This is a genomic window from Nodosilinea nodulosa PCC 7104, assembly GCF_000309385.1.
Classification (GTDB): Bacteria; Cyanobacteriota; Cyanobacteriia; order Phormidesmidales; family Phormidesmidaceae; genus Nodosilinea; species Nodosilinea nodulosa.
In genome coordinates this window covers 3,401,256-3,418,966 of sequence record NZ_JH976537.1, presented here as the reverse complement: position 1 = coordinate 3,418,966, position 17,711 = coordinate 3,401,256, and the positions used below count along the sequence as shown (strand labels likewise).

The following is a 17,711-nucleotide window of genomic DNA, read 5'->3' as shown; positions in this document are numbered from 1 at the left end:
TTTGGGGTAACTAGCCTGCTTGTAACCCCAGCGCCGCTGTGGCAACCTGGCGGGTCACTTCAAAAAAGGTTTGCCCCAGCAGCCAGACATTCAACACCACGATTACGATCGCGGCTGCCCAGGCCAACCGAGTCAGCCAGCGGGGGTTGACCAGGCGGCCCATGATGCGGCGATCGCTGGTAAACATCACCAGCGGGATCACGGCAAAGGAGAGCTGAATGCTCAGCACCACCTGGCTCAGCACCAGCAGTTCGGTAGTGCTCTGTTCGCCAAACCAGAGAATGCAGGCCAGGGCTGGAACAATCGCCAGCAGCCGGGTCAGCAGCCGCCGCAGCCAGGGCTTAAGCCGCAGGTTCAGAAAGCCCTCCATGACAATTTGACCGGCCAGGGTGCCCGTCAGCGTCGAGTTTTGCCCCGAGGCCAGCAGCGCCACCGCAAACAATACGCTGGCCAGGCTGTTGCCCAGCAGAGGCGACAGCAGATGGTAGGCATCCTGAATTTCGGCCACGCCCTGGTGGCCCGAGGTGTGAAAGGTGGCGGCGGCCACGATCAAAATGGCGGCATTGATAAACAGGGCCAGCATCAGCGCGATCGACGAGTCCCAGGTGGCCAGCCGAATCGCCTCCCGCTTTTTGGGTTCGGTGGGCTGCCAGCGACGGGTCTGCACAATGGCGGAATGCAGGTACAGGTTATGGGGCATCACCGTCGCCCCCAAAATGCCGATCGCAATATAGAGCATGCCCGGATGGGTGACGATCTGCGTCTGGGGCACAAACCCCTGGGCCACTTGGGCAAAGTCGGGCCGCGAGAACAAAATTTCGAGCCCAAAGCACAGGGCAATAGTGCTGATCAGCGCGACTACGATCGCCTCCAGGTAGCGAAAACCGCGGTGCTGCAAGAGCAAAATCAGCAGCACGTCCACCGCAGTCAGACAGACGCCCAGGGCCAGGGGAACGTGAAACAGAAGCTGGAGGGCGATCGCGCTGCCCAGCACCTCGGCCAGATCGCAGGCGGCGATCGCAATTTCGCACAGCACCCACAGACCAAAACTCACCCGCCGTGGCAGGTAGTCGCGGCAGGCCTGGGCCAGATCGCGCCCGGTGGCGACCCCCAGCCGCACGCAGAGGGCTTGCAGCAGCACAGCCATCAGGTTGGACAGCAGCACCACGCTCAGCAGGGTATAGCCAAACTGAGCCCCGCCAGCTAAATCCGTCGCCCAGTTGCCGGGGTCCATGTAGCCCACCGCCACCATGTACCCCGGCCCGGCAAAGGCCAGCAGCTTGCGCCAGGGCTTGCCGTTGGGGATAGGAATGCTGCGATACACCTCGGGCAGGCTGGGCCGCGATCGCGAAGAGTCAAAATTAGCCATGCATTAGCCCTGGTCTTTTCATAATTCTTTCATCTTTCATAATTCTTTCACAATATAGCTAAACCAGTGCTGTGTTGTTGCCCCTCGCTCCATCGCTCAGCACTAAAATGCGCTTCAGCTGCTCTGCCGCCTAGCATTAACGGCAGAACCGCTGAAGCATGACTGCCCAGGCAGAGCTAGTTGAGGTCTGCTGTTAGATGCCGTTATTGGCGCTCCAGGCTCGTCAGCGCTCTCGGCGGCGTTCAGTGGCGGTGGTTTTGGCGATGAGGCCTGACCTACGTATACTGATCGGTATCGCCCTCAGGCTAACGAGAATAGCGGCCCCCAGGACTGGCCAGAAGGCATAAAAACCCTATTCCTTTTGTCTATGGAAACTGCGGCTGTCGGCCTCTACGAGCCGATCAACACCCTCAAACCCGTAGGTGACAACATCTGGATTGTGGATGGACCAATCGTCCAGATGCAGATGTACGGCACCCACATCCCCTTCCCGACCCGGATGACGGTGATTCGGCTGGCGAATGGGGATCTGTTCGTGCATTCCCCGATTGAGCTGACCGATGGCCTCAAGGCAGAAATCGACGGCTTAGGCCGGGTTCAGCACCTGGTTTCGCCCAATAAACTCCACTACGCCGCGATCGCCCCCTGGGGAGCAGTCTATCCAGCGGCGATCAAGTGGGCCTCGCCGGGGGTGCGCCAGCGGGCGGCGGCGGTGGGCATCCCCGTCAGCTTCGATCGCGACCTGGGTGAACAACCGGATGTCGCCTGGGCCGACGAAATCGATCAGCTGATCGTGCACGGCAGCCGCTTCTTTGAGGAAGTGGTCTTTTTTCACCGGGCCACCCGCACCCTGATTCTGACCGACCTGATTGAAAACTTTGAGCGCGATAAGCTGAACGGTCCGTGGGCCTGGATTATGGCACTCAGCGGCGCCGCCGACCCCGACGGCAAGGCGCCCATCGACATGCGGCTGACCTTTTGGGGACGTAAACAGCAGGCGCGAGTAGGGGTTGAGCAAATGCTGGCCTGGCAGCCCGATAAGGTGATTCTGGCCCACGGTCGCTGGTACGATCGCGACGGCACAGGCGAACTAAAGCGGGCTTTTCGCTGGCTGCTGCGGTAGAGTCAGCCGCCGCTAAAAGTACGGTCTATACCTATGACCACGGCCATTCAAGACCGTGAGACCGTTGATCACTACTCTCGCTAAACTGGTAGTTACAGCCGTAGCCAGCCTGGTTAAAACATGTCTGCTATGAACGTTCAAGCGTTCACAAGGTTTCTGGATGACCTGACCAAGTGACTATGGCTATATAGCCCCGATCGCTGAGGCAAAAAATCCCGATGGCAACACAAGCAGCGAGTGCAATCAATAAAGCCGATGTACTGGCCCAGCTCAGGGCGCTCAAGGCCGATCTGGCAAAACGATATGCCGTCGGTCAAATTGGCATTTTTGGCTCCGTTGCCAGGGACCAGGCCGGTGAAGATAGTGATCTCGACATCGTAGTTCATATGCAGCCGGATATGTTAAAGCGAGCCTGCCTGAAAGCGGAGCTAGAGGAAACTTTTGGCAGAAAAGTCGACGTAGTTCGGTACTGGTATGGCATGAATCCATATCTTAAAACCAGAATCGATCGGGATGCCTTGTATGCATGATCGGCCTCTGCTTTTGGAGCTTTTTCTCGAAATAGAAGAAGCCATCAGACGCATTGAACGCCGATTTTCGGGTATTCGTTCCCCTGCTGATTTTCTACAAGACGATGCAGGATTAGACCGGCTAGATGCAATTGCAATGATGCTGATTTCAATTGGCGAAAATATACAGCGAATCAGTAAACTGGTTAGCCAAGATTTCTTTGATCAACATTCCGAGATCAATTGGTCAGGCGTAATGGGTATCAGAAACCTGCTTGCCCATGACTATTTCAATATTGATGCCGAAGAGGTCTATGCCATCTGTGCTGAAGAGATTGAGCCTTTAAAGCAAGCTATCCAAGAAATTCGCAGCGCTATTTTTTGAGCTAATTTACATTGACGCTCAATCTAGACCCTAGACTGTTGCCCCGACAGCCCTTTAGCTTCGACAAAAATGGTGCTGATCTCGGGGTGACGGTGGCGAATTTTTGCCTCCAGGCGATCGATCGCCTCGGCCAATTCCGCCACCGATAGATCGGGCCTGAACTGAATCTCAATATTTAGCAGTACCTCGTGGGGGCCAAAGTGCAGGGTCAATAGCCGCAGCGCCCCATCCACCGCCGGGTCGGCCAGAACCAAGGAGCGGATAGATTTGGCGGTTTCGGGGTCGGTGCCTTCGCCCACCAGCAGGCCTTTGCTTTCGCGGGCCAGAATCACGGCCACGATCGCCAAAATTGCGCCGATAACCACGGATGCGCCGCCGTCGAAGTAGGGATTTTTAAGTAAATGGCCCAGAAATACGCCCAGAAACGCCACTATTAGCCCCAGCAGCGCCGCCGTATCCTCAAACAAAACGGTGAATACCGTGGGGTCTTTGCTGGCTTTCACCGCCTGCCAGACGCCTTTTTTCTGCATGGCGGGCCAGAACTCCTTTAGGGCCACTCCCCAGGACGCCCCCTCAAACACCATGGCGCAGACCAGCACCACGTAGCTCCAGGTGGGGTCCTCTAGCGGATGGGGATGGAGAATGTGGGTGACGCCCTCGTAGACCGACATGCCGCCGCCGATCGCAAAGATCAAAATGGCGACAATCAGGGTCCAAAAGTACAGCTCCTGGCCGTGGCCAAAGGGGTGTGCGTCATTGGCGGGGCGCTGGCTGAGCCGAATGCCCAGCAGCAGCAGCAGCTCGTTGCCCGTATCCACTACCGAGTGAATGCCCTCGGCAATCATGGCAGAGCTGCCGCTGAAGCTAGCGGCAATGAATTTGGTGATGGCGATCGCCAGGTTGGAGGCGATCGCGGCGTAGACCGTTACAGGAGCAGACTCCGATGCCATGGTGGTTATCCAAGTGAGTCGGGGCTATTGACCCCCTGGGTGTTCAAATCAATGGCATAGAGAGAATGGCCTGCGGTAATGAACAGACGATTTTGCTCTGGGCCGCCAAAGGTGAGGTTGGCGCAGGTTTCGGGCACATAGATCTTGCCCAGCCGGGTGCCATCGGGGGCGTACACCTGAATGCTGTCTTTGGAGGTGACAAATAGATTGCCCTGGCGATCGCAGCAGAGGCCGTCGGGCTGCCCCGGCTCAATATTTGCGAAGACGCGACCGTTGACCACCTGGCGATCGCCCCGCACGTCGTAGGCGCGCACGTAGTGGAACCCGTCGGGAATATCAAAGGACGACGAATCGGAAACGTACAGAATCCGCTCGTCGGGGCTAAACACGATGCCGTTGGGGCGCAGCATGTCGGTAATCACGGCGTCGATCTCGCCAGTGGCGGGGTCAAGGCGGTAGACGTAGCTGCCCGGCTGCTCCTGCTCGCCGCCGTAGCCCTGGTTGGGCTCGGTAATGCCGTAGGGCGGGTCGGTAAACCAGATCGTGCCGTCTCGCTTGAGAGTGAGGTCGTTGGGGCTGTTCAGCCGCCTGCCCCGGTAGCGGTCCACCAGCACCGGCCAGTCATTCCACTGCCCCGGCTCGGCCTGCCGCACGATCGCCCGCAGGCCCGACGAGCAAGACACCAGCCTGCCCTCGCTATCCTGCCCGCTGCCGTTCTGGTAATCCGATCGCTCCCGCAGCACCGTTACCCCCTCTGCGGCACGCCAGCGCAGCAGGCGATTGTCGTGGGCATCGCTGTAGACGACGCTGTCATCTTCGGCGAAGTAGACTGGCCCCTCGGTGTGCAAGGCTCCATCGGCCAGCTTTTGCAGCCCAGCGCCGGAGCGCAGCAGTAGCTGGAAGCGATCGTCGTAGACTTCGATCGCCTGGGCGAGGTGGAGTTGGCGGGGCGTATCAGAGGTCATGGAAATAGAGAACGTGGACAGGTAAAGGGGATTTGCTAGGGGAGATTTTCGGCACCGTGAGCGGTGCATTGCAGCCTAGCCGGGAAATTCAGACGTTGGGCAGAGGCTTGAGGGCTGCGAATGCACCCTACCGGGGGGCCTGCATCAGCAGGATGGCGTGACTGCTTGGATCGCGGATCACACAGCCCTGCTGGCCAGGCACCTGCATGCCTGAAACCTGAGTCGGCGGAGAGACAAACGCCACCTGCCGCCGCCGCAGCTGATCGATCGCCTGGGCCAGATCCGCCACCACTAGCTCCGTCTGCACATGGGCAATGTCGGCACTGTCCCAATTGGGGGGGATGGGCCGACCGGGGCCGGGCTGGTGGTAGTTGAGCAGCTCAAGCCCCAGTCCGCCCTGGGCCGGACGCAGGGCCGTCACCCGCACCCTGGCATTCTCCAGGCCGTCGAGTCGCGCCTGAGTCTCGCGCCAGTTGACACCGTCGGCCTCGACATCCAGGCCCAGCAGGTCGCGGTAAAAGCGCAGGCTTTGCTCGGTATCGGCCACCGCGATCGCCGTGTGGTCAATGCCCAAAAACAGCCGATCCGTCGGCTGATGCCACTTGTCCTGGCCCTTATCGGGCGGAAAATGGATCAGTTCCAAATCGTGGCCGTCAGGGTCTTTGAACTTAAACGCCCGCACTCCCCCAGCGTTGGGATTTTCGGCGGGAATCGTCTGGGGAGCCGTGGAGGTGGGCTGGATGGGAAAGCGCTGCACCTGGGCACAGGCCCGATCGAGATCGCTAACGACAACGGCAAAGTGCTGAAACCAGCGATCGTTGCTCTGCGAGTCGGTGGGAATTGCCTGCCCCGACAGATCCATATACTGCATCAGCCGAATCGACTCATCCCCGAGCCGCAGGGCAACGACGCGAATCCGAGTGGTGTCTACCCCCTGAAGTTCGCAGTAGCTGGGGTCGTCAAAGCGGGTGTCGGCCACCACCTGAAACCCCAGCGCCTGGGTGTAGAAGTCGCGGGCGCGATCGCAGTCGGTCACCGTCAGGCCAATCGAGCAGATGCGCTGGGTTTGAATCGGAGATTGGGTCAGAGAAGTCATTGCGATCGCAGCTAAGGGGCAAAAAGGACGGCATCCAAAGAGGCAAAGCCAGGGCCAAGAACGGCTAAAACCATCAGTATCAGACAGTACATAAACGCCTTCTCCCAGCTCGGCGGCTCTCCCTTGCCGCTGGGGCCTTCGTACTGTCCGTCGGGAATCAGGTAGGGATCGCGGGCCATGAAGGGTTTGCCCTGGGCAATGTGCTGCCCCACGGCAACCACCATAGAGCCCAGAATGGCCACGCTGGCCAGCGGCGTCAGAAATCCTAGAATCAGGCAGGCGCCCCCCGCAAACATTGAAAGAGCCGACAAAAAACAGAGAAAAATCGGCATGTTAAGGGAGTTGGCCCAGGTCTTCAAATGGGTCAGCTTCGGATAGCCGTGGCGCATAAACAGCACTCCGATGCCTACTCTAAACAGCAGCAGCACAATCCCAACAACGCCAGCGGGAAAGCCGGTGTAAATGAGCGAAACAATATCTCTCATAGGGTAAAAATTTTCACCAGCAGCACTTTCACCAGCAGCGATAGAGTCACGATCTGCGCCTGCGCGTATCTGCGCGTATTGTCAAACGCGTGCCAAGCGCACAAATTGCCAGATTCACACATCTTAGAGTAATCAGAGTAAACCGCGCAAAACGCAGATCACCTGAAAACAGGGTGACAATATTGGGGTTCAACCGCCACTATCGCGGGTCTGATCTATGCGGAATATGCTTGTCCAGCGTTGCTCCAAAAATTTTCAGAAGCGCTGCCCTGCTACGCTTGAAAGACCCGCATTTCTAGCCCTGCCAGCCTTTTCTAAGTCAGCTTGACCAAACAGCCAAGTGGACACAACATTCCCCAGACATAAATACGCTTCAACCCTGAGATAGATCTTTCTTTAAATTACTGTCTGGTCAATCCTCAATTCTTTGGGATAAGTTCTTTGGGATAAAACCAAACGCTCCTAAATTTTGCCTTCCGGATTCTATCTACTGTAGCTGCTGTAGGTTGGGTTAGCGTTAAGCGTAACCCAACAATCCCGTTACTAATGTTGGGTTTCGCTTCGCTCAACACCAACCTACAGTGGACTTTTTGTCAAAACAAGCGCTCCCAAATTTTGCCTTCTGCGGTCTAGGAGCGATCGCTAAAGATAAAGTAGGCCGCCCCCGCCAGCAGCACAGCGGCAAAGACATAGTTGCGGCTAATCGGCACTTTCATATAGGCGACACTAAAGCCAGCAAAAACGACCATAGTGATAATTTCTTGCAGCACTTTTAGCTGCGGCAGGCTGAGATAGTGAAACCCCAGGCGGTTGGCGGGCACCTGAAAGCAGTATTCAAAGAAGGCAATAGACCAGCTCACTACGATCGCAATCCACAGCGGAGCAGCCTGGAGATTTTTGAGGTGACCGTACCAGGCAAAGGTCATAAAGACATTGGAAATCATCAAAAGAACGACTGTTTTGACCATGGAACGGCAGGATAGGAAATGGTGAATTGACTGTAGTTTGCGCAACACCAAAACAGCTGCGCGCTCCCCTACCAAACGTAGATAATGGTGAACAAAACGACCCAGAGGGCATCGACAAAGTGCCAGAACAGCGTGGTCGCGTTGATGCCAAAGTGGCCGTCGTCGTAGTTGTGGGGAATCAGCGATCGCCCCAGCATAGTCAGCTGTAGCAGCACCCCCACCAGCACGTGCAGCCCGTGAAACCCCGTCAGCACGTAAAAGGCGCTGCTGCCAATGCTGGTTCTCAGGCCAAACTCGGCCTGGCTCCACTCGATCGCCTGGCCCACCAAAAAGTAGCTGCCCATCAGCACCGTGAGCGACCACAGCAGCCGAAAGCGGGTTAGCCTCTCTTTTTTGATGGCCCGCTCGGCCAGCTGAATCACCGCGCTGCTAGAGAGCAGCACCACCGTATTGATCACAACAAAGGTCGAAACCTCTGGCCCCTTGACCCCGGCGGGCAGCCAGTCGGCGGTGGTGGCCTTGAGGGCGCTGTAGGCAAAAATCAGGCTGAGAAAAACCACGCTCTCTGACAGCAAAAACACCGTCACGCCAAACATGCCCTTGCCGTGGTGGTCTTTGGCGGTGCCGCCGCCCTTGGGCAGAAACCGCTGTAGCCAGCGGGGCAGGCGGTCGATCCAGCGATCGTAGCGAATGGGGCGTTCGTCAAGGGGGATGTGTCGCATGGGGGTTACGAGTTCTGACCTTCGGTTACGGTCACTTTGGGGTCGCCGTAGTCGTAGGGGGGGCGCCTGACGACGGGGGTTTCGTCAAAGTTTTTCTCCGGCGGGGGCGAGGTGGTGGCCCACTCCAGGCCCGTGGCGTGCCAGGGGTTGCGGGGGGCGGGCAGGCCCGACATCCACGAGACAATTATGTTGGCGATAAACGGCAGCACCGACACCCCCAGCAAAAAGCCTCCCAGGCTGGCCACCACATTCCAGCTCTGGTATTCCGGTGGGTAGGAGGAGATTCGCCGCACCATGCCCTGGAGCCCCAGGGGGTGCATGGGGAAAAAGGCCAGGTTGGCCCCAACCAGGGTGAGCCAGAAGTGCAGCTTGCCCCAGCCCTCGCTGTACAGGTGGCCGGTGATTTTGGGAAACCAGTAGTAGATCGCCGCAAAAATGGCCATGGTGATGGTGTTGTACACCACGTAGTGGAAGTGGCCCACCACAAAGTAGGTGTTGTTGACGTGCAAATCAAAGGGCACCGCCGCCAGCATCACCCCGGTAATGCCCGCAAACACAAACATCACCACCCCCGCCAGGGCAAACAGCATGGGGGTTTCCAGGTGCAGCTTGCTCTTCCAAACCGTGGCCGTCCAGGCAAACACCTTGATGCCGGTAAACACCGCCACCAGCATTGACGAGGCCATAAACAGCAGCCGCATCCAGCCGGGGGTGGCGCTGGCAAACATGTGGTGCACCCACACCGTGACGCTGACCACCGCAATGCCAAAGGAGGCCAGCGCCACCGACCGATAGCCAAACAGCGGGCTGCGGCTAAAGGCCGGGATAATTTCTGAAAAAATGCCAAAGGCGGGCAGGGCCATCACGTAGACGGCGGGGTGGGAGTAAAACCAGAACAGGTGCTGGTAGATAATCGGGTCGCCGTTTTCCAGCGGATCAAAGAAGTGCGTGCCCAAAGCCAGGTCGAAGAACAGCAAAATCAGCGCCCCGGTCAGGGCGGGCAGGCAAAACAGCTGCAACAGCTGGGCGCTCAGCACCGTCCAGACAAAGATCGGCAGGCGAAAAAAGGTCATGCCGGGGGCGCGCATCCAGACAATGGTGGTGATGAAGTTGACCCCGCCCATAATCGAGGAAACGCCGATCAAAAACAGGCTGACAATCCAGAAGACTTCCCCGTTGATCGGCTGCCCCGAGGGCAGCTGGAGGCTGATGGGCGGGTACGACCACCAGCCCGCCTGGGCGCTGCCGTGGGGCAGAAAAAAGCTGGAGACCAGCAGCAGCCCGGCGGGGGGCAAAATCCAGAAGGCGATCGCGTTCAGCCTCGGAAAGGCCATATCGTCGGCCCCAATCATCAGCGGCACCAGATAGTTGGCCAGCCCCACCAGCGACGGAATCACCCAGAGAAAGATCATCATCGTGCCGTGCAGGGTAAACAGCCCGTTGTAGAAGGGGCGATCGACCACGTTGGAGGCGGGGGTGAGCAGCTCGGCCCGAATGATCATCGCCAGCAGCCCCGCCATCAAAAAGAAGAGGAAGGTGGTGAACAGGTACTGCACCCCAATCACCTTGTGGTCGGTGCTGAAGCGCAGGTAGTGGCCCCAGCCCTGCATCTGCACCTGGGGAATATCGTTGGGCAATGGATGGGTAGAGTCGGTCATAGCTAGGGGTCTCACGCAGGGGAACAGTCGAGAACAGCGGCGAGGGGCCAGAATTAAGCTGCCGCGCTAGGGGGGCGAAGCCTGGTCGCGCAGGGCGATCGCATCCTCGTCCGCCGCCGCCGCGATCGCATCCCCTCTCCTCCAGCCGCTGTCAAACAGTCGCCGGGGCGGATGGGCCTGCTCCTCGGCCACTAGCCGGGGCAAATCGGGCGGGTTTTGGGCTATTTTTTCTAGCCACTGGCCGTAGGCCGCCTCTTCCTCGACAACCACAGGCGCCAGCATGAGGGCAAAATACTCGCCGCTAAACTGCGAATCTTGCAGCCGGTACTGCCCGACCTGGGTGGGGGTGACCGCAAAGGTGATGTCGCGATCGGGAAACATATCCTGCTTCGCCCTGAAGGCGGGCACGTAGAACCCGTGAATCACATCCTGCGACTTCAGCAGCAGCGGCGTAGTGGCGTTGACCGGCAAGTGGAGTTCGCGGCTGGTGACGCCATTGGGGTAGCGAAACGACCACTCCCACTGCTTGGCCACCACCACGGTGGGCTGAGCCTCGGGCTGGGGCGGAGGGGCGGGCTTAGGGCCTGCCGCCGGATTGGGGCTTGGCTCCCGGGCGTAGGCGGGGGACTCCAGCGGGTTCAGCCGCTCCACAATCGGCGTCAGCCCCAGGATGTTGAGCTGCCCGTATATATTGGCGCTCTGAAAGGCGATCCACAGCACCAGCAGGGTCGGCACCGCCGTCCACAGCACTTCCACCTTCCAGTTGCCCCGGCCCGGGTGCCCTTCGGTGTAGTCCGTCGGCGCCGCCCGAAAAAACACCACAGAGTAGGCAATCACCCCGACAATGCCCAAAAAAATAAAGGCCCCCACCGCCACCAAAAAGCTGAACAGATCATCCACCCGCTGGGCCTCCTGGGTGGCCTCAACGGGCATCCAGCCGTAGGCCTGAATGCCAATCCATCGGCTGACCATCAGGTCTACCGCAATCAAAGCCGCCAGCAGGATATATTCCAGAACCGTGATCATAGGGAGTTACTTGTCTCAACGATTTGCCCTGATTTTGCCCTCACCAGCCCATCCCCAGGCCCCAAGCCCCCGTTCCCTCATTCCCATAACCCCATTCATATAAGAAACCTAGACATAAAGACATATGTCAAAAGATAGAAACCCTGCGATCGCTTCAATCAAAGGGCAGATCTCCCGCATTTTCTGACACCCAAAAACGGAAGAAAAAGTGAAGTTTAATAGTACTTTGGGCGAACATCGACTCTGCCCCCTGGGATAGACGCCTCGACGGGCCTGGCAATATATATTGTGGTTGCATCCGACCAAAAAATCACCACTCAAAATCACACCCCTGAATCGCAAAATAGCGTCGGATGAGTCAGGCCAATATTCTAAATATTCCACACGCTTTCTCTGCTGCGGCAGCGAAAATTGTGCGGCCTGACTGTGCTTAGAATCTGCTACTTACCTCATTTGTCTGGCTCAGGCTGAACCGTAAATCTATCAGGGCAAGGTGCCAGAACAGAACAGGGCAAAACAGATCAAAATATTTCAGAATATTCAGTCCTCCCAGGCTCCCAGTGGGCAACGGAGGCGGCTATTGCAAACCCCATGGAGTTATCCAATGACGGCTCAAGACTTAGTTAATCGGTATAAGGCAGGCGAGCGAGACTTTCGCCAGGTCAACCTCAAGGGCGAAAATTTAACCCAGCTCAATCTCAGCGGTGCAGACTTTGCGGGCGCCAACCTGCGAGGGGCAGATCTGTCTAATTCAGACTGTAGAAATGCCAGCTTTAGGCAGGCTGACTTAACCCACGCCACCCTAAATCAAACGAACCTGAACCACGCCAACCTGCGCGGCGCTGATCTGACAGACGTCGATTTGAGTACCGCACAGCTCAAAGATGCGGAGCTGGACTGGTCTAAGGTCAGCGGCGGTACAAATCTGACCGGCCTCTAACCTCTAGCTGGTCCGCTTGAGAATTAGTTTTCTAGGCTTTAGCTCACTATGCTGTACAGAACCCTCGGCCATACCCAAGAAACCGTCTCGGCCATTGGTCTCGGTGGCTTTCACATCGGTCAACAATTAGACGAGCAGGAGAGCATCCAGATTATTCGCAGTGCGATCGATCGCGGCATTACCTTCATGGACAACTGCTGGGACTACAACGAGGGTGCCAGCGAGATGCGCATGGGCAAGGCGCTGCAAGGGGGCTACCGCGATCGCGTCTTTTTAATGACCAAAATCGATGGCCGCACCAAGGAACTGGCGGCCCAGCAAATCGATGAATCGCTGCGGCGGCTGAAAACCGACCACGTGGACCTGTTGCAGTTTCACGAAGTCATCCGGCTGGAAGATCCTGACCGCATTTTTGCCGAGGGGGGGGCCGCCGAGGCCGTTCGCGAGGCCCAGCAGGCCGGGAAACTGCGCTATGTGGGCTTCACCGGCCACAAAGACCCGCTGGTGCATCTGCGCATGCTGGAAATTGCCAAACAGCACGCCTTTGAGTTTGATACGGTGCAAATGCCGCTAAACGTGATGGATGCCCACTTTCGCAGCTTTCAGCACTACGTTTTGCCGGTGCTGCTGGAGCGGGGCATTGGCGTGCTGGGCATGAAGTCGATGGCCGATGGGCACATCCTCAAAAGCGGCGTGGTGTCGCCCATTGAGTGCCTGCACTACGCTCTCAACCTGCCGACCTCCGTGGTGATCACCGGCATCGACAGCCTGGAGATTCTGGACCAGGCGATCGCGGCGGCAGATACCTTTAAGCCCATGGACCCGGAGGCCGTAGCGCAGCTGCTGTCCCGCACGGCGGCGGCTGCCGCTGCGGGCCGCTACGAACCCTTTAAAACCGGCAACGTTTTCGATGCCACGGCCATGAACCCCAAATGGCTGGGGGTCCCGGCGGCCTAGGCTGCGGGCCGGTTCCACTGTACCTTTCTTGACGCGCACCCATGACTACGCCCCAAGCCCCTGGGCAACCCGCCGCGATCGCCCCAGCGGCACCGCCAAAATCACGCCCAGACTTTTTGCCCCTGGCCGACTACGGCATCATTGGCAACTGCCACACGGCGGCCCTGGTCAGCCGGGCTGGCTCGATCGACTGGCTGTGCCTGCCCCGCTTCGACTCGCCCTCGCTGTTTGCCCGCATTCTCGATCTAGACCAGGGCGGCTTTTGGGCCATTCAGCCCAGCCTGCCCTGCACCAGCGAGCACCGCTACATTGACCACACCAATGTTCTGGAGACCACGCTGCGGTGCGCCACCGGCTCGGTCACTCTGCTGGACTTCATGGAAATTGTGAACAGCGAGGAGATCTCCTACCCCCAGGCACCAGGGCGGCTCATCCGCATGGTAGAAGGGGTGGAAGGAGCGGTGGAGATGGTCTGCACCTGCGCCCCCAGACCGGGCTATGGGGGGTTGCCCGCCTTCGATATTGTCGGCCCGGTGGCCGAATTTGATGGCTTTAGGGTGGTGGCCCCCACCGACTGGCGGGTCAACACCGCCGACCATACCCTGATCACCCAGTTCACCCTGCGCCCTGGCGATCGCCTCTGCTTTGCCCTGGAGATGGAAGACAGCCCCCTGCCCCACGACAGCCCAGCGGCAGCGCTGGATGGGGCGATCGCCTTCTGGCAGAACTGGGCCAACCAGTGCACCTACCACGGCCCCTACCGCGAGGCGGTGCTGCGCAGCGCCATGGTGCTCAAGCTAATGAGCTACTCGCCTACGGGGGCGATCGTGGCGGCACCCACTACCTCCTTACCCGAGGTGATCGGCGGCGATCGCAACTGGGACTACCGCTTCACTTGGATTCGCGACGCCTCGTTTACCCTCTACGCCCTGCTGATGGCGGGCTACTTTAACGACCACCACCCCTTCTTTACCTGGCTGGCCAACACCGCCCAGCTAGAGGGCACCGACACCCGCATTCTCTACCCCATCACCGCCGAAGGCCAGGTGGTAGAGAAAACGCTGGATCAATTCCAGGGCTACCGCGACTCTCACCCGGTGCGCATTGGCAACAAAGCGGTGAGTCAGGTGCAGCTCGATGTCTACGGCGAGGTGCTCAGCGCCCTCCACTTTGCGTGGAAAACCGACAAGTATGACCCAACCGAAATCTGGGATGACATTCGCCCCATGCTGGACTGGCTGGCCAGCCACTGGCACCACAGCGACCACGGCATTTGGGAAGTGCGCGGGGGCCAGCGCAACTTCGTCTACAGCAAGGTGATGGCCTGGGTGGCCCTGGATGCGGGCGTTGATATGGCCTCAAACCTAAGCCTGGCCGGGGATGTGGCCCGGTGGCAAGAGGCGCGCGACGCCATCCGTGCCGAGGTATTAGAGAAAGGCTGGAGCGAAAAACTCGGCGCCTTCAAACAGTCCTACGAAGACGAGGTGCTGGATGCCGCCAACCTGCTGCTGCCCGCCATGGGCTTTATCGACGGCACCGATCCGCGCATGGTCTCCACGGTAGACGCCACCATCGCCGGGCTGGTGACCAATGGCCTGTGCTACCGCTACCACACAGCGCCGGAGGGGCTGCACGGCCAGGAAGGAGCCTTTGTGCTCTGCACCTTCTGGCTAATTAACGCGCTGATTCTGGCGGGCCGCACCGACGAGGCCTGCGCCTGGTTCGAGCAAATGCTCGATCGCAGTACCCCCCTGGGCCTGTTTGCCGAAGAGATCGACCCCCACAGCGGCCAGCACCTGGGCAACTTTCCCCAGGCCTTTTCCCACCTGGGCGTGATCAATGTGGCGGTGTCGCTGGCCCACGTGGGGCACACCGGCAGCGTTGACTCCCACCACCGGGCCGCTGCCGATGCCGCCGGTCGCGGCGGCGGTGGCGCTAAAAAACGTCAGGGCGAGCAGCAATAGGTTGCAGAACAGATGGCTGGGGCGGTGCCCGCGATCGTCACATCGTAAACGTGAAAACGTAAATGCGCCCGGTCTGCGGTTCAACCCCCACCCAGCCGTTGGCGCTGCCGGTCAAAAGGTCGGGTTTGTAAAACTGGAGCGAGCCCAAGGCGTCCTGGGCGATCCACCAGGCGGGGGGCTGGGCCGGGGCGCTGTACTCAGCCGTTGCTTCGAGGGGGGTGAGCAGCATTGTCCACCGGGCAACATCCTGGGGCGCAACCTCGACAACGTAAAACGTCCGAAAATCCGATGGACCTAAAATGCCGTCCCCAATTTGCTCTTCTAAAAAGTAGGCATCGAGAATGGCGGTTGGCGGTGCCTGGTGCTTGGTGATAATGGCCGAGACCTCAGCAACTCGCTTGGCGCTGCTGCCCGTAACCTCATACACCGAAGTCTTGGGTGTGGTACCTGGGTTGCACGCCGTCAGCGCCAGCAGGCAACCAAAAATGGTAAATCTGACGAATCTGAACATGGTGTTCGGAGTAGCCTAACGTTCCCAACCAGCAGCAGCAGATCATCTCTAACTAATCCCCAGCGGCTTTCGGCTGTCCGCTGCGTTGGGGTTGTTATGCCTCCGTTACCTATTAGCCCTCAAAACTTCTTCAGCAGTTAGTCTCAGCTCTGGAAAAGTTGGAGAGACGATCATCTCACTGCCTCGAAGCTGATGAATTTCATATTCTCCATCTACTAGCGTACAAATGGAAAGGGTCGGCTGTTTGGGCTTCCCAATGTGTCGAGTCCCCCCTAACCCCGCGTAGTCAGCAATCCAATACTCTGAGATGCCTAAAGCTGCATAGTCTTCAACCTTGCGAGCATAATCATTTTGCCAGTTACTACTCACAACTTCTGTCACAAATTTAATCGAACTACCTAGAGTCAGAATTGACTGCTCAGACCAAAACGGTTCTTTAACCAATTCATCTCGATCCACAACTGCAACATCAGGTCGAAACGCTGTCATACCTGCATTGGAAGGACGCAATAGTCCTCGTTGAAGCACAAACCAAGGTAAACCTATTCTCTCAATCTGGACACAAATTTTTGTGGTTACAAAGGCGGAGACTTCCTCATGCTGACCTGTGGGTTCCAAGTCGAACACCTCTCCATCAATCAACTCATAGCGGTTATCGCCACCATACTGGGCAAGGAACTCGTCAAAGCTAAGCGGCTTTTGTTGTGTTAGCTGGGCGTTCGGCTGTGCCGTCCCAGAGGGAATCGCAAGAGCCATAGGTCAACTTAGCCTGATCAACACCTTCAGTCTACCAAATTGAAATTTTTCTAGATGTACAGCGAAGTAACCCTCCTCTTGTCTTGCCTCACAATACTTACATGTGCCATCCTCCACGGTTGACGGGGAGCGCTTGTATCAGTATTCTCTATCGTTAAGCCGTTCAGCAGAGCGGTGGTTACGCAGAACTCGAAAACTTTGGCGCTGCCTGAAGGTGTTTGCACCACCAACAGACAGCTAACCCCGCAAATCTCCGAAGCAGATTGCGAGGCTAGGTTCATCGTACCTTAGCCCCCTCAGTTTGCACTTCAAGCGTGGGTGGCTAGGGTTTTCGCGTTCTGTCTTCCTCAAACCAAAAAAGGAACACAGAACCGATGTTTGAATATCTCGAACCCGATGCCAGCGGCGCATCCAATTTTCCGCCGTCTGCACCCAGCAAACCCCAGCCCCGGCAGGAACGGGTGCGCCACATGCTCTACGGCAGCCTGGCGGGCATCGATCGCATCATCAAAATCCTCCATGCCCTCGGCTACGCCGACCCCAACGATTGGAGCGACCCCATGCCCGTGCCGCCCAGCGCAGAGGGGGCAACCGACCAACCCAATCAGTGGATGGTGATCATGACCAAGATCTTGCTGATTGAGTGAGCCTGTTCACTATCAAGCGACGGTTTGCCGCTTGATAGTGATATTTAGCAATGACTCTCCCTGGGCTTCCTGAAAACGCTTCAGGGCTTAGGGTGCGATCGCAAGTGGCAAGCATCACCATTCGCCCAACGTTGCTGCGCTCTGGAACAAACCCCACCCGCAGCCGAAAGAGTCAGGTGGGGTTAGCCCTCGTACTATTCGGCTGCGCTGTGGAACCGCGCTCGGGTTGGTAGTGCTAGGCCCATCAACTCAGCTGATCTAGGTAAAGCGCCAGGATCAGCCCGATTGTAGTTGGTAGGTTGGGTTGAGTTTGCGAAACCCAACATCTAGAGAAACGGCGCAACCATTCAGCCAGAATAATTCAGGAACTGCTTAAGATGTCATCCCTCAAGACACAATGGTTTGAGAGTAAGGCCCTTTCGAGCTTGTTGGGTTTCCTTCGTCAACCCAACCTTGTATATAAGCGGTACGCCCCTTGGATTTATCCTAAAGGGATATCGTTGCGGGGAGGACTCCGAACCCAACCTCAAGCCACCAAGCTTGCTTCGTAGATTCATTAGACGCCCTCCCCCCCTCAACCGTCACCTCAAGCAGCCTGGACAGTATGCTGGGCAACCCCTCAATGGACACCCCGGATTCCGCAAGGATAGTGCGCTTGTTGTGTGACTCAGATGTTACCA

The 17,711-nt window shown here is 58.0% G+C and carries 18 protein-coding genes; 7 read left to right on the top strand and 11 right to left on the bottom strand.

The genetic code is table 11. The features are described 5' to 3' along the window. Window positions 1-10 precede the first annotated feature (10 nt). Window positions 11-1,369, bottom strand: coding sequence for an Nramp family divalent metal transporter (locus LEPTO7104_RS0115705; protein ID WP_017299533.1), 1,359 nt, complete (start codon window positions 1,367-1,369; stop codon window positions 11-13). 367 nt (window positions 1,370-1,736) lie between these two features. Between LEPTO7104_RS0115705 and LEPTO7104_RS0115700 the strand changes: the two genes are divergently transcribed. From LEPTO7104_RS0115700 to LEPTO7104_RS0115690, 3 genes are all read left to right on the top strand, one after another. Further along, complete coding sequence (locus LEPTO7104_RS0115700; RefSeq protein WP_017299532.1) at window positions 1,737-2,492, top strand: DUF4336 domain-containing protein; 756 nt, start codon at window positions 1,737-1,739, stop codon at window positions 2,490-2,492. Window positions 2,493-2,710: 218 nt separating this feature from the next. Beyond that, entirely contained in the window at window positions 2,711-3,022 is a 312-nt protein-coding gene (locus LEPTO7104_RS0115695; RefSeq protein WP_017299531.1) for a nucleotidyltransferase family protein, read from the top strand. Then, window positions 3,015-3,386, top strand: a complete 372-nt coding sequence (locus LEPTO7104_RS0115690) for a HepT-like ribonuclease domain-containing protein (protein WP_017299530.1) — start codon at window positions 3,015-3,017, stop codon at window positions 3,384-3,386. Before LEPTO7104_RS0115695 ends, LEPTO7104_RS0115690 begins: the two co-directional genes overlap by 8 nt. Window positions 3,387-3,409: 23 nt before the next feature. Here the strand turns inward: LEPTO7104_RS0115690 and LEPTO7104_RS0115685 are convergent, their stop codons facing one another. From LEPTO7104_RS0115685 to LEPTO7104_RS0115645, 8 genes are all read right to left on the bottom strand, one after another. Beyond that, entirely contained in the window at window positions 3,410-4,336 is a 927-nt protein-coding gene (locus tag LEPTO7104_RS0115685) for a cation diffusion facilitator family transporter (protein WP_017299529.1), read from the bottom strand. A 5-nt stretch (window positions 4,337-4,341) separates the two neighbouring features. Further along, window positions 4,342-5,301 carry an SMP-30/gluconolactonase/LRE family protein gene (locus tag LEPTO7104_RS0115680; RefSeq protein WP_017299528.1) on the bottom strand — a complete coding sequence of 320 codons (960 nt, stop codon included), beginning with the start codon at window positions 5,299-5,301 and terminating at the stop codon, window positions 4,342-4,344. A gap of 127 nt (window positions 5,302-5,428) precedes the next feature. Then, complete coding sequence (locus LEPTO7104_RS0115675) at window positions 5,429-6,397, bottom strand: VOC family protein (protein WP_017299527.1); 969 nt, start codon at window positions 6,395-6,397, stop codon at window positions 5,429-5,431. A gap of 11 nt (window positions 6,398-6,408) precedes the next feature. After that, window positions 6,409-6,882 carry a DoxX family protein gene (locus LEPTO7104_RS0115670; RefSeq protein WP_017299526.1) on the bottom strand — a complete coding sequence of 158 codons (474 nt, stop codon included), beginning with the start codon at window positions 6,880-6,882 and terminating at the stop codon, window positions 6,409-6,411. 629 nt (window positions 6,883-7,511) lie between these two features. Continuing rightward, a complete protein-coding gene (locus LEPTO7104_RS0115660) occupies window positions 7,512-7,850 on the bottom strand; it encodes a DMT family protein (RefSeq protein WP_026072761.1) in 339 nt (112 codons plus the stop codon). 68 nt (window positions 7,851-7,918) lie between these two features. Next, on the bottom strand, window positions 7,919-8,572 hold the full coding sequence (locus LEPTO7104_RS0115655; protein WP_017299523.1) for a cytochrome c oxidase subunit 3: 654 nt from the start codon (window positions 8,570-8,572) through the stop codon (window positions 7,919-7,921). 5 nt (window positions 8,573-8,577) lie between these two features. Beyond that, window positions 8,578-10,230 carry a cbb3-type cytochrome c oxidase subunit I gene (locus tag LEPTO7104_RS0115650; protein WP_017299522.1) on the bottom strand — a complete coding sequence of 551 codons (1,653 nt, stop codon included), beginning with the start codon at window positions 10,228-10,230 and terminating at the stop codon, window positions 8,578-8,580. A 66-nt stretch (window positions 10,231-10,296) separates the two neighbouring features. Beyond that, window positions 10,297-11,256, bottom strand: a complete 960-nt coding sequence (locus LEPTO7104_RS0115645) for a cytochrome c oxidase subunit II (protein WP_017299521.1) — start codon at window positions 11,254-11,256, stop codon at window positions 10,297-10,299. A 604-nt stretch (window positions 11,257-11,860) separates the two neighbouring features. Between LEPTO7104_RS0115645 and LEPTO7104_RS34070 the strand changes: the two genes are divergently transcribed. Genes LEPTO7104_RS34070 through LEPTO7104_RS0115630 form a run of 3 tightly spaced genes read left to right on the top strand, consistent with a single transcriptional unit; the run spans window position 11,861 to window position 15,117 of the window. Beyond that, a complete protein-coding gene (locus LEPTO7104_RS34070) occupies window positions 11,861-12,196 on the top strand; it encodes a pentapeptide repeat-containing protein (protein WP_017299520.1) in 336 nt (111 codons plus the stop codon). Window positions 12,197-12,244: 48 nt separating this feature from the next. Next, the gene (locus LEPTO7104_RS0115635; protein WP_017299519.1) at window positions 12,245-13,153 is read left to right on the top strand and encodes an aldo/keto reductase; all 909 of its coding nucleotides are present in this window, start codon (window positions 12,245-12,247) and stop codon (window positions 13,151-13,153) included. Window positions 13,154-13,194: 41 nt separating this feature from the next. Next, entirely contained in the window at window positions 13,195-15,117 is a 1,923-nt protein-coding gene (locus LEPTO7104_RS0115630; RefSeq protein WP_017299518.1) for a glycoside hydrolase family 15 protein, read from the top strand. A 37-nt stretch (window positions 15,118-15,154) separates the two neighbouring features. On the opposite strand, the gene LEPTO7104_RS0115625 is transcribed toward LEPTO7104_RS0115630, so the two are convergent. Both LEPTO7104_RS0115625 and LEPTO7104_RS0115620 read right to left on the bottom strand, forming a co-directional pair. Further along, window positions 15,155-15,544 carry a hypothetical protein gene (locus tag LEPTO7104_RS0115625; protein ID WP_225886993.1) on the bottom strand — a complete coding sequence of 130 codons (390 nt, stop codon included), beginning with the start codon at window positions 15,542-15,544 and terminating at the stop codon, window positions 15,155-15,157. 189 nt (window positions 15,545-15,733) lie between these two features. Beyond that, on the bottom strand, window positions 15,734-16,384 hold the full coding sequence (locus LEPTO7104_RS0115620) for a Uma2 family endonuclease (RefSeq protein ID WP_017299516.1): 651 nt from the start codon (window positions 16,382-16,384) through the stop codon (window positions 15,734-15,736). A gap of 374 nt (window positions 16,385-16,758) precedes the next feature. On the opposite strand from LEPTO7104_RS0115620, the gene LEPTO7104_RS0115615 reads away from it, so the two are divergent. Beyond that, window positions 16,759-17,031 carry a hypothetical protein gene (locus LEPTO7104_RS0115615; RefSeq protein WP_017299515.1) on the top strand — a complete coding sequence of 91 codons (273 nt, stop codon included), beginning with the start codon at window positions 16,759-16,761 and terminating at the stop codon, window positions 17,029-17,031. Window positions 17,032-17,711 lie beyond the last annotated feature (680 nt).